Origin of the sequence: Hymenobacter nivis (genome assembly GCF_006439025.1) — a bacterium.
Classification (GTDB): Bacteria; Bacteroidota; Bacteroidia; order Cytophagales; family Hymenobacteraceae; genus Hymenobacter; species Hymenobacter nivis_A.
Genome location: NZ_RCYZ01000003.1, coordinates 543012 through 557238 on the forward strand (window position 1 = coordinate 543012; position 14227 = coordinate 557238).

General features: G+C 56.0%; 11 protein-coding genes. 7 read left to right on the top strand and 4 right to left on the bottom strand.

All coding sequences use genetic code 11. The features are described 5' to 3' along the window. Positions 1 to 43: 43 nt before the first annotated feature. Positions 44 to 1837 carry an arginine--tRNA ligase gene (argS, locus tag EAH73_RS10210; protein ID WP_140466379.1) on the bottom strand — a complete coding sequence of 598 codons (1794 nt, stop codon included), beginning with the start codon at positions 1835 to 1837 and terminating at the stop codon, positions 44 to 46. Between the two features lie 254 nt (positions 1838 to 2091). Between argS and EAH73_RS10215 the strand changes: the two genes are divergently transcribed. The 5 genes from EAH73_RS10215 to EAH73_RS10235 all read left to right on the top strand — a co-directional run bounded on the left by EAH73_RS10215 (position 2092) and on the right by EAH73_RS10235 (position 6520). Next, the gene (locus EAH73_RS10215) at positions 2092 to 2352 is read left to right on the top strand and encodes a hypothetical protein (protein WP_140466380.1); all 261 of its coding nucleotides are present in this window, start codon (positions 2092 to 2094) and stop codon (positions 2350 to 2352) included. Positions 2353 to 2717: 365 nt separating this feature from the next. Then, the gene (locus tag EAH73_RS10220; RefSeq protein ID WP_140466381.1) at positions 2718 to 3437 is read left to right on the top strand and encodes a CCA tRNA nucleotidyltransferase; all 720 of its coding nucleotides are present in this window, start codon (positions 2718 to 2720) and stop codon (positions 3435 to 3437) included. A 2-nt stretch (positions 3438 to 3439) separates the two neighbouring features. Then, entirely contained in the window at positions 3440 to 4372 is a 933-nt protein-coding gene (locus tag EAH73_RS10225) for a phosphotransferase (protein ID WP_140466382.1), read from the top strand. Between the two features lie 16 nt (positions 4373 to 4388). Continuing rightward, positions 4389 to 5117 carry a hypothetical protein gene (locus EAH73_RS10230; protein ID WP_140466383.1) on the top strand — a complete coding sequence of 243 codons (729 nt, stop codon included), beginning with the start codon at positions 4389 to 4391 and terminating at the stop codon, positions 5115 to 5117. 188 nt (positions 5118 to 5305) lie between these two features. Beyond that, positions 5306 to 6520, top strand: a complete 1215-nt coding sequence (locus tag EAH73_RS10235) for an alpha/beta hydrolase family protein (RefSeq protein WP_240047205.1) — start codon at positions 5306 to 5308, stop codon at positions 6518 to 6520. Positions 6521 to 6582: 62 nt separating this feature from the next. On the opposite strand, the gene EAH73_RS10240 is transcribed toward EAH73_RS10235, so the two are convergent. Beyond that, complete coding sequence (locus EAH73_RS10240) at positions 6583 to 7560, bottom strand: arginase (RefSeq protein WP_140466385.1); 978 nt, start codon at positions 7558 to 7560, stop codon at positions 6583 to 6585. 215 nt (positions 7561 to 7775) lie between these two features. Here EAH73_RS10240 and EAH73_RS10245 point away from each other — a divergent pair, with 215 nt between their 5' ends. Together EAH73_RS10245 and EAH73_RS23045 are read left to right on the top strand one after the other, a co-directional pair. Beyond that, positions 7776 to 9182 (top strand): arginine decarboxylase, encoded by a 1407-nt coding sequence (locus tag EAH73_RS10245; RefSeq protein WP_140466386.1) that lies wholly within the window; start codon positions 7776 to 7778, stop codon positions 9180 to 9182. Positions 9183 to 9297: 115 nt separating this feature from the next. Further along, positions 9298 to 9453 (top strand): hypothetical protein, encoded by a 156-nt coding sequence (locus EAH73_RS23045; RefSeq protein ID WP_161599501.1) that lies wholly within the window; start codon positions 9298 to 9300, stop codon positions 9451 to 9453. A 310-nt stretch (positions 9454 to 9763) separates the two neighbouring features. Here EAH73_RS23045 and EAH73_RS10250 read toward each other — a convergent pair whose 3' ends face one another. Both EAH73_RS10250 and EAH73_RS10255 read right to left on the bottom strand, forming a co-directional pair. Continuing rightward, positions 9764 to 13033, bottom strand: coding sequence for a type I restriction endonuclease subunit R (locus EAH73_RS10250; RefSeq protein ID WP_140466387.1), 3270 nt, complete (start codon positions 13031 to 13033; stop codon positions 9764 to 9766). Between the two features lie 22 nt (positions 13034 to 13055). Continuing rightward, positions 13056 to 14225, bottom strand: coding sequence for a restriction endonuclease subunit S (locus EAH73_RS10255; protein WP_140466388.1), 1170 nt, complete (start codon positions 14223 to 14225; stop codon positions 13056 to 13058). Positions 14226 to 14227: the final 2 nt, after the last annotated feature.

The following is a 14227-nucleotide window of genomic DNA, read 5'->3' on the forward strand; positions in this document are numbered from 1 at the left end:
AAGGCTTCCAGATTCCTCGCTGCGCTCGCAATGACAGTAAAAACTACATGCGCTCGGGCACCTGGATGCCCAGCAGGCCCAGCGCCACCTTGATTTGCGCGCCCACGCGGGCCGAGAGGGCCACGCGCAGGCTGCGCTTCAGCGCGTCCGGCTCCTGGAAGATGGACACCTCGGCGTAGAAGCGGTTGTAGGCCTTGGCCAGGTCGTAGGCGTACTGGGCCACCACGGCGGGCGAGAGGGTGCGGGCGGCGTCGGCCACCACGGCGGGGTAGCGGGCCAGCTCCTGCACCAGCTCGCGCTCGGTGGGCGCCAGGGCCCCCAGGGCCGCGAAGTCGGCGGTTTCGGCAATGCCCAGCTCGGCGGCTTTGCGGCGGATGGCGGCGATGCGGGCGTAGCTGTACTGGATGAAGGGCCCGGTGTGCCCCTCCAGGCTCACCGATTCTTCGGGGTTGAAGAGCATGCGCTTCTTGGGGTCCACCTTCAGCAGGTAATATTTTAGGGCCCCCAGGCCGAGCAGGTGGTAGAGTTCCTCCAGCTCGGCGTCGGACAGGCCTTCGGTTTTGCCTTTTTCGAGGGTGGCGGCTTTGGCGGCGGCCACCACGTCGCGCACCAGCTCGTCGGCGTCCACCACGGTGCCTTCGCGGCTTTTCATCTTGCCCGAGGGCAGGTCCACCATGCCGTAGCTGAGGTGGTGGATGGCCGCGGCGTAGGGCTTGCCCAGCTTGCCGAGGGTGGCTTGCAGCACCTGCATGTGGTAGTTCTGCTCGTCGGCGATGACGTAGATGCTGCTGTCGTAGCCGAAGTCCTGGTACTTCAGTTCGGCCGTGCCCAGGTCTTGGGTGATGTAGACGCTGGTGCCGTCGGCGCGCAGCAGCAGCTTCTCATCCAGGCCCTCGGCTTGCAAATCGACCCACACCGAGCCGTTCTCTTTGGTGAAGAACACGCCTTTTTGCAGGCCTTCTTCCACCCGCTCCTTGCCCAGCAGGTAGGTTCCCGACTCGTAGTAGAACTTGTCGAAATCGACGCCGATGGTTTCGTAGGTTTCGGTGAAGCCTTCGTACACCCAGCCGTTCATTTGGTGCCAGAGGGCCATTACTTCGGCGTCGCCGGCTTCCCAGGCTTGCAGCATTTGCTGGGCCTCGGCCATCAGGGGGGCCTGCTTTTTGGCTACTTCGTTGGTCACGCCTTCGGCTTCGAGCTGCCGGATTTCCTCGCGGTAGTGCTTCTCAAACAGCACGTAGTACTTGCCCGCCAGGTGGTCGCCCTTGAGGCCGGCGCTGGCCGGGGTTTCGCCCTGCCCGAAGCGCTGGTAGGCAATCATCGACTTGCAGATGTGGATGCCGCGGTCGTTCACCAGGTTGGCCTTGGTGACGGTGGCGCCGGTGGCTTTCAAGATTTCGGCCACCGAATAGCCCAGGAAGTTGTTGCGCAAGTGCCCCAGGTGCAGGGGCTTGTTGGTGTTGGGCGACGAGTACTCGACCACCACGCGCTGGGGGCCCCCGGTGGGCACCGGGGCCCCGGCCGGCTGCGCTTGCAGCTGGGCGAAGAGTTGGAGCCACTCGGCGTCGGCGATTTCGAGGTTGAGGAAGCCCTTCACCACGTTGAAGCCGCTTACGCGGGGCTCGTTGGCTTGCAGCCACTCGCCCAGGGCGCGGCCGATGGGCTCGGGGCCCTGGCCCAGGGCCTTGGTGAGCGGAAACGTGACGAGGGTGAAGCTGCCGGCAAACTCCTTGCGCGTAGGTTGCAAGGTGAGGCTGGCGATGGGGATTTCGACGCCGAAAACGGCCCGGGCAGCGGTTTGCAGCGCGGTTTTGAGGTCTTGTTCTAGCTGTTGCACGGGGCAAAGGTACGGGCTGGCCGTAACCCCCTCCCCTTCGCAGGCTTGCTGCTGAACTGCTTTAGAGGTTTCGCAGGCAAAAGAGCCGCGGCGGCGCCGTTGCGCGGCCCGCGTACCGGCGGTTCTGCCGGGGGCAGGCGCTGCGCTGGTTGGGCCACCCGGTTGCTAGCGACTGGGCGCTACCGGCGCCCCGTAGGTTTCGTATAGCATTCGGCCAGCTGACCGGCGCACTTCTCCCCTCAGGTGGCATTGCCATGAAAGTTCTGCTTGTTTCCAGTTTGCTGGCCTTGTGCGCCCCCGCGGCCCGGGCGCAAGTCGACCCTACGGTGGTAGCCCAGGGCCAGGTACTCTCCGGCATGATGCGGGGCCACGCCGAGCGCGACCGCAAAGCCCAACTCTCCGGCAAGCGCCCCACCCAACGGCCGCTCACGCCGGCCGAACAGCGGCTAGCCCACCGGCGGGAAGTGGAGGCCGCCATGCGCCGCCCGCCGGCTCCCCGAGGCTCCATCCGCTAAGCCTACAGCATTTGCTGCTGGACTAAGTTGCCGCTGCAAACAAGCGGCCTAGGGCCCTACGCCCGCTCGACAAATAACCGCTTCTTCCTTTTTTAAGCCACCAGGGCCCCTAGCTTGCCCGCAACGGCCGCCCGCGCCGCCGCCCGCAACCAAAGCGGCTAGACGTTACTGCGCTGGCCAGATGGGTAGCTTAGTGAGACTTGTAGCAATTGAGGGTCCTATGAGTGACTGGTAGAGCTTTTAATTATGTATAATGCCTTGGGTATTTGGACTTTCTTTTAGCCTCAAATATGTCAACTAACTATGCATACCTGTACATTCATACTATTTCTTTGCATTTCTCACCCCAATAGAACATCCAACGCATGGTATCAAACAAAATTGATTTCGTTTACAACGACATTCAAGAAGGCATTAAATCAGCGCCTGGCTTTATTCAATTGAAGCAAATTTTACATCAGATTGAAGACGCTAACTTTTATATAGCAGGTGGAGCGATACGTAATTTGATAGAGAAGTCACAAGAAGAATTAAATGATGTAGATGTATTTATCCATACCAAAGATAAATATGACGAGTTAATAAAACACCTCGTTACTAATTTATCAAAAATTGGTTTTTTAGAATTTGGTCAATATGGATCACCAAGATGGTATCCTAATAAAGAGGAAAGGTTTTATTACGATATAGTTCCTTTTTCCAAATTTAATGTAGGCCTTGGAACACCTCAAACAATAGAAGAAACATTATTGCAATTTGATTTCACAGCCAATGCAATTGCATTCGACATTTTCAAACCAGATATATACAATCCTGTTGATGGTTTGAATAATATTCAGAATAAAGTATTTAAAGCAGTTAGATTTGATTTTCCCGACTCCATAATATCGGAAAAAATTCCACTACGAAGACTCACCGTTCTTTGGTTTAGATTTATTCATTATGCCTCAAAACTAAATTATACTATCGAAAAGGAAACTTTAAATTGGTTATCAATAAATTCCTACAGGCTAAATAGTCTAAAATTATTCGAAACATATTTTTTTAAACCATTAATCAGCGAGAAAATACTGAAATTACTGTAACCATGACTTCTCGAATAATTTCCCAAACGTTACTCAATTCTATTATTCATGATCTTGAATCAAAAAACGAGAAGATAATTAAAGTTGAGGAGATTTTTACTGGTGTTATGACATATAAATTCGAACTCATCACCGATAGCAATAAATCGTTCATTGCCAGAATATATCCTAAATCGATAGGCTCAACAATACACTATGAACCTGACTTAATAAGAAATGCCCATTTACTTGGGGCTAGGGTTCCGCAAATCATATTTGACTCAAGGGGCAAAATACATACTTATGATTTCATTGTTTATAGAAAGATTTTAGGCGAAACATTAGCAAAAAGTGTTAACACTCTAGAATTAAAAGATATTATAAGTATTTCGGATAATTTATTTAATAATTTATCAATACTTAGAAAAATAACCCTCAACGGCTTTGGACCACTAGTTAATGCCTCACAAGGAGCTTTTGACACATGGCAGTCATTTATAAATTCAAGCATAGAAGAAGGAATAAAGAATTTAGCTAATTTAGAATTAAGTGATAAGGATAATAAAAAGGTTATTAATTATTTTAGTGAAAATAAATTTATATTTATTGAAGGCAAGAAAACATCTAATCTCATCTGGAGCGATATAAGCACTGACAATATCATAATAGACAGAAATCAATTATCAGGCATGATTGATTTTGATTCAGCTATGGCAGGAGAAATTGCTCTAGAAGCAGGTTACTTATATGCACGTGAAGCTAAGTCAATTTTCTTTATTGCAATGAAAAGAAAATATGATTCATTAGGGATAACCTTTGATGAAATTAAATTTTATTCTTTACTAAGATTATTACGAATAAGTAAGTATTTAAATACAAATTTACCTAATGGAGCAATTCGCGAAAATCCACGTGCGATATTTCCAGGAGCTTTTCAAACAATTAATTCATTGTAATCTTTACTAATGTTTTATGACATCACAAACATTAACCGCAAGAAAATCTCTTAAACGTTTACACATAATATTCTTTTTACAAAAAGGAAAAATATTTTTATCTATTTATATACTAACCCTATCTGTATTATCAATATATGAATTCCGTGAAACTTATCTAAAATTAAATTCATTTTCTTTAGAATCTAAGATATCCAACGTAGATAGCCTAGACCTTAAACCTTATCCTACTTGGTTCTATTATGACAAGACTAACAAAAAGATTTTTACAAGTAAAATTCTATCTGATTCTAATAAATATCAACTTCTTAGACTAGTAGTTAATAATCATAAATCATACATTAATTTCAGTGATGCAGTTAATAAACTTGCTTACCAAAGCAATCTGAAAAAACCTGATTTATTTGTATCTCTACTTTTACTCACTGGATGGGCTGCTGTTATTGGTGTGCAAATCAGAACTATCTTTGATTTTATTGGAAACGTCTGCTATACAAAAAATTTAATTATAACCGTATGGTGGCCTTGGTATATTTTAAGACCTATACTAGGTTTTATAATTGGCAGTTTAGTAGTGTTCCTCACTAAATCTCATTTACTTAATACGACTGTAACAGAGGAGAATTTTACTTATATTACAATATCAACTATAGCTGGGTTTGGCATCGTGGAAGTAGTGATGAAACTAAGACTAATTTCAAAAGCTTTATTTGGAAGTGATGATGACAAGGCAAGAAAGGCTTGACGAAAAGTAAAGAAGTAATAAGGCTAGTATGAACACCACAAAGCCCCGCCAGATACTGGCGGGGCTTTGTGTTTCTTCAGCGGCGGGCTGGGGGCCCCGGGGGCCCTATTGCGGCCGGCATGGGAACACGGCCGCCGCTGCTGGGTGTTAGGAGGCCAGTTCTTCATCCTCCTTACAGCTTTCGTATCGTGTCTATCTTTCGTTTAGGGGCCCTGGCGCGGCCGGCCGCCAAGTTTCGTTTTGTGTGGCTGCTGGCCGGCCTGGCAGCGGCGCCCAGCTGCAAGAGCGGCGAGCCCGAGCCCACTGCCACGGCGCCCGCCGCTACTACCGTGCTCACGGGCAGCACGCTCATCGGCGAGTACAGCGTGGCCACGCTGGCCGGGCGCGTGCAGGCCGTGCCGCTGGTGGGGGCCCTGGCGCGCTACCCCATCCGCGCCTACCGCCTCACCTACCGCACCCGCACGCCCGACGGCCAGGAGATTACCGCCTCCGGGGCGGCGCTGGTGCCGGTGGGCGCGGGCGAGCTGCCGGTGCTCAGCTACCAGCACGGCACCATCACGCCCGACGGCGAGGGCCAAGCCCCCTCCTACTACGCCACGGGCAGCGACGTGTGGTCGGCGGTGTCGGTGCTGGCCTCCACGGGCTACGTGGTGTCGGCGCCCGACTACATCGGCTACGGCGCCTCCAAGGCCCTGCCCCACCCCTACGAGCACGCCGCCTCGCTGGCCTCGGCCTCGGCCGACATGCTGCGCGCCACCCGCGAGTTTTGTCAGCAGCAAGCCGTGGCCGTGAACCAGAAAAACTTCCTGCTCGGCTACTCCGAGGGCGGCTACGCCACCATGGCCCTGCACAAGCTGCTAGAAGAAAAATATGCCACCGAGCTGCCCGTCACGGCCAGCGCACCCGGCGCGGGGGCCTACCACAAGTCGGCCTTCGCCCGCTACATCCTGGGGGCCCAGCAGCCGCTGAGCTTCCTGAGCAGCTACGTGTGGGTGCTGCGCACCTACGACCGCATCTACGCCCTGAACCGGCCCTTCGCCTTCTACTACCAGGAGCCCTACGCCACCCAGCTGCAAGCCAACCCGTTTGCCGACGTGCCCACCCAGCAGAGCCAGCTCTTCGCCGATAGCTTCCGCCAGGCCGTGCTGAACAACTCGGACGCCGCCCTCACCGCCGCCGTGGCCGACAACGACATCTACGACTGGAAGCCCCGGGCCCCGCTGGCCCTCTTCCACGGCACCGCCGACGACTACGTGCCCTTCTTCAACTCGCAGGACGCCTACGACGCCATGCAGCGGCGAGGCGCCACCCAGGTGCAGCTGCGCCCCATCCAGGGCGGCAACCACTTCTCGTCGGCCGCCGCTTACACGCTGGGGGCCTATGCCTTCATCAGCCAGTACTAAACAGAAAGTAGCTGAACCGAAAACGGCCCTCCCGAGCGCAGCTTATGAGGGCCGTTTTCGGTTCAGCTGCGGCTGGCCACGCCCTCCGTCCTCAACCGCCGCTCGATGGCGTCGGTGGCTTTTTCGAGGATGTTGAAGGCGTTCTTGGCCATGGTGTTGCCGTTGTCGAGGGTGGGGTTGATTTCGACCATCTCGAAGCACACCACCCGCTCGTTTTCCAGCAGGTCCTGGCACAAGTTTTCGGCTTCGGAGAGGTAGAGGCCGTCTTCCACGGGCGTGCCGGTACCGATGCTAAAGCTCGAATCGAGGCTGTCCACGTCGAAGGAAATGTACACCAGGTCGCAGAAGCGCAGGTGCTCGTAAATGTCGCGGGCCAGCTGGCGCGCCCCTTTCTCCTTTATTTCGGGCAGCTTGATCCACTTGATGCCCAGCTCGGCAATCAGGGCGTCTTCCTGCTCCTCGGTGTCGCGCACCACCACGTACACCAGGTGCTCGGGGCGCAGCTTGGGCCCCGGCTCGGCCAGGTTTTGGAGGCGGTGCCAGAAAAACTCGGTTTCGGCGTCGGGCTCGTTGCGCTGGTGGGCGCGGTTGTCGAGGCCCAGGGCGGCGGCCAGGGGCATGCCGTGCACGTTGCCGCTGGGCGTAGTGTAAGGCGAGTGCAGGTCGGCATGGGCGTCGATCCAGATGACGCCCAGCGTTTTGTGCGGGTACGCGGCCTTGATGCCGGCAATGGTGGCGTTGGCGCTGGAGTGGTCGCCGGCCAGCACCAGCGGAAACTCGCCGAAGCGCAGCGTCTGCTCCACGGCGCTGGCAATGCCCTTCTGCACGGTGTAAATGGCGTCGATGTGCTTGGCCCACCGGAAGGGCGTTTTCTCGAACAGCACGTGGTTCAAATCCGGCACCACCACCGAATTGTAGCGGCGGAAGTAGTCGGAGCCCTTGTTGAGGCACGCCACGCGCAGCGCGTCGATGCCCATGCCGGCCCCGCGGGTGCCCGCGCCCAGCTCGGAGCGCACTTCCAGTAATTTGATGCGTTTCATCGGTCGGTAAGTTAGAAGAGCAAAAGGGCCGCACCGGTCCGCTTAGGGCCCCGGGGGGCCCCTTGCGGGCGCTGCCTTGCGGTGGGGCAAGCCCGCCGTAGCCAAGTCGCTTCGTCCATCGTTGCCGATGCGCGGGGAACATTTCTTTCCCCGGGCGGTAGTTTTGAGCCGCCGCCGCAAAGGTCGGCATTTCGCGCCGTTTTTCCCCGCCCTCGATGGACAAGTACCACGACCTGATTTCCCAAACTTTCGATTTTCCCACCGCCGACTTCACGGTTCAAAACGACGAGCTCCAGTTCCACGGCATCGACCTGATGGCCCTGGTGGAAAAGTACGGCACGCCGCTGCGCCTCACGTACTTACCCAAAATCAGCTCCCAAATCCAGCGGGCCAAAAAGTGGTTTGCCGACGGCATTGCCGCCACCGGCTACCAGGGCACCTACTCCTACGCCTACTGCACCAAGTCGTCGCACTTCCGCTTCGTGCTCGAAGAGGCCCTAAAGAACGACGTCCACCTCGAAACCTCGTCGTGGTTCGACATCAGCATCATCCGCGCGCTCTACGGGCAGGGCAAGTTTGGCAAAGATAAGTACATCATCTGCAACGGCTTCAAGCCCGACGAGTACAAGCACGACATCACCGCGCTGCTCAACGACGGCTTCGTGAACTGCCTGCCCATCCTCGACGCGCCCAACGAAATTGACTACTACCACGCCCACGTGCAACCCGACACGCGGGTGAAGCTGGGCATGCGCCTGGCCTCCGACGAGGAGCCGCGCTTCCAGTTCTACACCTCGCGCCTGGGCATCCGCTACGCCGACGCCATCCCGCTGTACGAGCAAAAGATCAAGGACGACCCGCGCTTCGAGCTCACGATGCTGCACTACTTCATCAGCACCGGCATCAAGGACACGTCCTACTACTGGTCCGAGCTGAGCCGCTTCATCCACAAGTACTGCGAGCTGCGCAAAATCTGCCCCACGCTCACCACCATCGACATCGGCGGCGGTTTGCCCATCCAAACCAGCATCCAGCCCGAGTACGATTACCCGTACATGATTGCCGAAATCATGCGCACCATCCAGCGCATTTGTAAGGAGGAAGGCGTGCCCGAGCCGCACATCTTCACCGAGTTCGGCATCTTCACGGTGGGCGAGAGTGGCGCCATCATCTACTCCATTCTGGACGAGAAACTACAGAACGACAAGGAGTTGTGGTACATGATCGACGGCTCGTTCATCACCAACTTGCCCGATACCTGGGCCCTGAACCAGCGCTTCATCCTGCTGGCCCTCAACGGCTGGCAGAAGCAGTACAAGCGCATCCAGCTCGGGGGCCTCACCTGCGACTCGCAGGACTACTACAACGCCGAGCAGCACTTATACCAGGTGTTTTTGCCCGAGCGCAAGCCCGCCGACGAGCAGCCGCTCTACATTGGATTTTTCCACACCGGCGCCTACCAGGAAAGCCTGAGCGGCTACGGCGGCATCAAGCACTGCCTCATCCCCGCGCCCCAGCACGTCATCCTCGACCGGGGCCCCGACGGCGTGCTCACCGACACCATTTTTGCGCCTAAGCAGGAGGCGGCCAGCATGATGCGCATCCTGGGCTACACCTCATAGAAGGGCGTTGCACGAAAATTTGCATTTTTCCGTTCGATGGGAGTGCGGCGGTTGCGGCGGCCGTATTATCTTTGGGCCAACCTCCACTTCGCATTCACCCATTTAGCATTATCTTATGAAAAAGCTTATTCTCTTAGCGGCTGGCGTGGCCACCCTGGGCCTCGGTTCGTGCAGCCAGGCCAAGTGCCCCGCCTACACCAGCACCAAGGCCGCCAACCGCGTGTCTTCGCCCATTATGGCCAGCGCCGCCACCCCCTCGGCCCGCCAGTAGTTTTCGGGTTGCAGAAATAAGAAGGCCGGTTTCCCCAAGTGGGAAGCCGGCCTTTTTACGTATGCCGTCTGGGCCGGGCTGCCGGCTTTTCGTCGGCTGCCCGGTAATCGCCAGGGCCCCAGGGTAGCCCTTGGGGCCCCAGCGTAACTGAGCGTGGCACTATGAAACCTATCCACTGACAACCAGGCAGTTGAAAATGCGCTGGATTTCCTAATTCCTCTTATAACATCTGGTGTAGGTATCTTTTCTAAAGCTGAGTGCTTGTGGAATAACTAATATTTTTCTTGTTAGCCAAGATGAAGGGAAGAATTTACTTCTTCGTCAGCTCGTTGGCAATTAATTCTGCTTGCTTTAGTACCGTTTCGGTGGCCAGCAACTCCATATCGGGTGGGTAGCCGAATTGGCGCAGGGTGCGCTTTACGATGACTTTTAGCTTGGCTTTTACACTCTCCTTTATCGTCCAATCGATGGAGGCGTTGGCGCGCACCCGCTCGGTGAGGACTACGGCCAGCTCGCGTAGCTTATCACGCTGCATCAGTTCCTGAGCGCTGTCGTTGTTGGCTACGGCGGTGTAGAAAGCGTACTCAAACGTGGTCAGGCCCAGCGCTTGGGCTTCGCTGTCCATGTGGGTGATTTCCTTACTGAGCTTGATGAGCTCGTCCATTACTTCGGCGGCGGTCAGGATTTTGGCGTGGTAGCGCTTGATGGCGCTTTCCAGCATTTCCATTAGGCTCTTACTTTTCACCAGGTTTTGCTTGGCGCGGGACTTTAGTTCGTCGTTCAGTAGCTTTTTCAGCACCTCCAGGGCCACGTTCTTGTGCTGCATCCCCTTCAGCTCCAGTAGGAATTCTTCGGAGAGGATGGAAATGTCAGGCTTCTTGATGCCGGCCGCGTCGAATACGTCAATCACCTGCTCCGATACCAGGGCCTTGTCGATTACCTGCCGGATGGTGGTTTCGATTTCCTCGTCGGTGCGGCCGTTGCCGGTGCTGTCGAACTTGGCCAAGCGGGCTTTTACGGCCTGGAAGAACGATACCTCATCCTTCACCGCCAGCGCGGCCTCGTGCGGAATGGCAATGGCGAAGGCCTGGGAAAGCGCCGTTACTTCGTTGATGTAGCGCTTTTTGCCATCGGGCAGACCTAGGATATGCTCCTCGGCCGCCAGTATCATGGAGAGCTTCTGCGACGTGGGCGCGTCGTAGTAGCTCTCGTAGCCGAAGCCGTGATACATTGCCTGCACCACTTCCAGCTTCTCTTCCATTAGCGCCACGGCTTGCTTCTGAGCCACGGCGGGGTCGCCTTTGCCGCCGGCGTCGGAGTAGAACGAGAGGGCTTTTTTGAGGTCAGCGGCGATGCCCAGGTAATCGACCACCAGCCCGCCGGGCTTGTCCTTGTACACGCGGTTGACGCGGGCAATGGCCTGCATCAGGTTGTGGCCCTGCATGGGCTTGTCGATATAGAGCGTGTGCAGGCTCGGCGCGTCGAAGCCGGTGAGCCACATGTCGCGCACGATGACGAGCTGCAACGCGTCGGCGGGGTCTTTCATGCGCTCGGCCAGGGCGCGGCGCTGCTCCTTGGTGGTGTGGTGCTTGGCAATCAGCCCGCCTTCGGTCGAGGCCGAAGTCATCACCACTTTGATTTTGCCCTGGGCTCGGTCGTCCGAATGCCAGTCGGGGCGGATGGCAATAATGGCGGCGTACAGCTCAGCGGCGATGCGGCGCGACATGGCCACGACCATGGCCTTGCCCTCGAATACTTCCTGGCGCTGCTCGAAGTGGGCCACCACGTCGGCGGCGATGGTGGCGATGCGGCGCTCGCTGCCGATGAGGGCTTCGAGCTGCGTCCACTTGGCTTTGGCTTTCTGGGTGTTGGTGAGGTCGTCGGCGTCCAGCTCCTCGTCCAGGTCGGCCACCAGCTTTTTGCCTTCTTCGCTCAGGCTCACTTTGGCCAGGCGGCTTTCGTAGTAGATGCGCACCGTGGCCCCGTCTTCCACGGCCTGGGCGATGTCGTAGATGTCGATGTAGTTGCCGAACACGGCCGGCGTGTTCACATCCGTTTGCTCGATGGGCGTGCCCGTGAAGCCCAGGTAGGTGGCCTGGGGCAGGGCGTCGCGCAGGTACTTGGCGAAGCCGTACACGGTGCGCTTGCCGATTACTTCGCCCTCCGCTTTCACGTCCACTTCCTTGGCCTTGAAGCCATACTGCGTGCGGTGGGCCTCGTCGGCAATGACGATGATGTTGCGCCGGGCCGACAGTTCCTCGTACACGTTGCCTTCTTCGGGCTGAAACTTCTGGATGGTGCTGAACACCACCCCGCCCGAGGCCACGCGCAGCAGCTCTTTCAGCTGCTCGCGGCTTTCGACTTGCTTGGGCTCCTGGCGCAGCAGCTGCGTGCAAGCGGCGAAGGTGTCGAACAGCTGGTCGTCGAGGTCGTTGCGGTCGGTGATGACGACCACCGTGGGGTTGTCGAGGGCCTGCACGATTTTGCCGGTGTAGAACACCATGCTCAGGCTCTTGCCGCTGCCCTGGGTGTGCCACACTACCCCGCCTTTGCGGTCGCCGAAGGGCTGGGATGCTACGCCGGGCACGCCGTAGGTTTCGGGGGCTTCGTGCGCCAGCGCGGGAGGCGGGATGCCGCGCCCGTAGCTGCGGCCGGTGGGCGGCGTGGCGGCCGTCACTTCGGCCGGGGCGTGGCCGGCGGCCCGCAGCGTCGATTGCACGGCGGCATTCACGGCGTAGTACTGGTGGTAGGCAGCCACCTTCTTCACCGTCGTAATGTGAATGACACCCGTTTTGGGGTCTTCCTTCTTCGACTTCTCGAACACCACGAAGTGCCGCAGCAAATCGAGCAGGGTGGCCGGGGCCAGCATACCCCGGATGAGGGTTTCGAGCTGGCTCACCAGGTGCGAGGCTTCGGCCAGCCCGTCGGCCGACTTCCAGGCCATGAAGCGGCTCAGGCCCGCCGACAGCGACCCGGCCCGTGCCTCCAGGCCATCGGAGATGACGAGCAGGCCGTTGTAGGTGAAAAGGCCCGGAATGAGGGCCTTGTAGGTGTCGAGCTGCTGATAGGCTGACTTGAGGGTGGCGTTTTCGGCGGCGGCGTTTTTCAGCTCCAGCACCACCAGCGGCAGGCCGTTGACGAACAGCACCACGTCGGGCCGCTTCTGGTGGCCGTTTTCGATGACCGTGAACTGGTTGGCCACCACAAACTCGTTGCGGGCGGGCTGCTGGAAATCGACCAGCCACACCACCTCGCCGCGCTCCTGCCCGTCTTGCTGCTTGCCCACCTTCACGCCCTCGGTGAGCAGGCGGTGAAAGGTTTCGTTGTTGGCCAGCAGCTCGGGCGAGGCAATGCGCTGCACCTGCCGCAGGGCGTCTTCGCGGGCCTCGGCCGGCACGGTGGGGTTGAGCTGGGCGATGGCAACCCGCAGGCGCTCCAGCAGCAGCACGTCGGCGAAGCTGGCCCGCTCGGGGTGCGGCCCGTCGGGGGCAAAGTCGGGGGCATAGTGGTACTGGTAGCCCAGCGTTTGCAGCAGCTCGATGGCCAGCTCCTCAATTGCGTTTTCAGTCAGCTTGGCCATGGGGCAGACGGCGGAAGGGTGCTTAATAGGCCACGCGCACTTCGCCGCTCATCAGCTTCGGTAGCAGCGTGTCGCGCAGGGTGGAAAGAGTTTGGATTTGGTTGGTGTTCTGATAGATTTTCTTGAAGTGTGGATATGCCACTTCCTCAAATCTATTTATTAAATCCTTCGGCGGAATTGGTGAAATGTGAGCATGAACATGGTTCCTATTCAATGTTGGCACTGCCGAACCTGCATTGAATCCTTCCAAGTCCGCGAACTTCAAGGTGAAGTAAGAAAACAGCGGAGTACCTAGCTTGTATTCTTTGATAAAAAGTGAAGTGTTCAATGGCCAGAAATCTTCCATCACAAAAAAGACCTTTCCAATAACTCCACTTCGGCCGGTTGTAACTCCCGGCCCTTTTATTTTGAATTCGTTGTGTCCAGCACTGTATCCACTCGACGTTAAAATTGGAAATTTACCGGGCACACGATTTTGAATCGGTAAGTCAAATCCTCTTTGTAGCGTGAAAAAATCACCTAATGTACCTTCCTCCCACTCCTCCTTCGCCTCCTCCACAAACCACTGCCGGAACAGCGTTTCCGCCAAGGCTTCCAGGGTGGCGTTCTGGCGGTGCAGCAGGTCTATTTTATCATCCAAGCTGCTAAGGACTTCAACGATTGCGCGCTGTTCAGATAAAGAAGGTAATGATATTGGAAGCCGTTTTAGAATCCCCGAATTCAGATTGGGCATGGTTGTGCCCACCGCATGGCTGCTTATCCAACCCTTCATCTCATCGGTAGAGAGATAATAGGCGCAGAACTTAGGATGAATAATTTCAGAAGTAAATCGAATTCTCAAACAGCCAGTACCGCAAAGCCAACCGTTTTCTTGCTCTGTAATAAAAGCGCACTTTTCGACGTCTCCCCTTCTGCTATAGACAATATCACCAGCTTCTACCAAGTAACGACTGAGACGTTGCGCATCGGCTTCCGTAATACAAGCAATTGATTCTTTGCTGATTTCCAACCGCCGCCCAATGTTCGTAGGCATTATGGAAGGAATGCCTACTGCTACATAATCCGCAGAATGGAGTTGACTACCAAATGGCCCAGTTTGAATATCTGCGACATCTCCTAGATGGTACTGTTGCCACTCGTCTGTTTCAGCAATAGCCACCTCCCCCCACTGTATTTCCGTCTGTTTACTCATCC

Excerpts from the sequence above, each read along its gene's own strand:
- EAH73_RS10240 (WP_140466385.1), bottom strand. The coding sequence starts at position 7,560 with ATGAAACGCATCAAATTACTGGAAGTGCGCTCCGAGCTGGGCGCGGGC.
- EAH73_RS10220 (WP_140466381.1), top strand. The coding sequence starts at position 2,718 with ATGGTATCAAACAAAATTGATTTCGTTTACAACGACATTCAAGAAGGC.
- EAH73_RS10215 (WP_140466380.1), top strand. The coding sequence starts at position 2,092 with ATGAAAGTTCTGCTTGTTTCCAGTTTGCTGGCCTTGTGCGCCCCCGCG.
- EAH73_RS10250 (WP_140466387.1), bottom strand. The coding sequence starts at position 13,033 with ATGGCCAAGCTGACTGAAAACGCAATTGAGGAGCTGGCCATCGAGCTG.
- EAH73_RS10230 (WP_140466383.1), top strand. The coding sequence starts at position 4,389 with ATGACATCACAAACATTAACCGCAAGAAAATCTCTTAAACGTTTACAC.
- EAH73_RS23045 (WP_161599501.1), top strand. The coding sequence starts at position 9,298 with ATGAAAAAGCTTATTCTCTTAGCGGCTGGCGTGGCCACCCTGGGCCTC.
- EAH73_RS10225 (WP_140466382.1), top strand. The coding sequence starts at position 3,440 with ATGACTTCTCGAATAATTTCCCAAACGTTACTCAATTCTATTATTCAT.
- EAH73_RS10255 (WP_140466388.1), bottom strand. The coding sequence starts at position 14,225 with ATGAGTAAACAGACGGAAATACAGTGGGGGGAGGTGGCTATTGCTGAA.
- EAH73_RS10245 (WP_140466386.1), top strand. The coding sequence starts at position 7,776 with ATGGACAAGTACCACGACCTGATTTCCCAAACTTTCGATTTTCCCACC.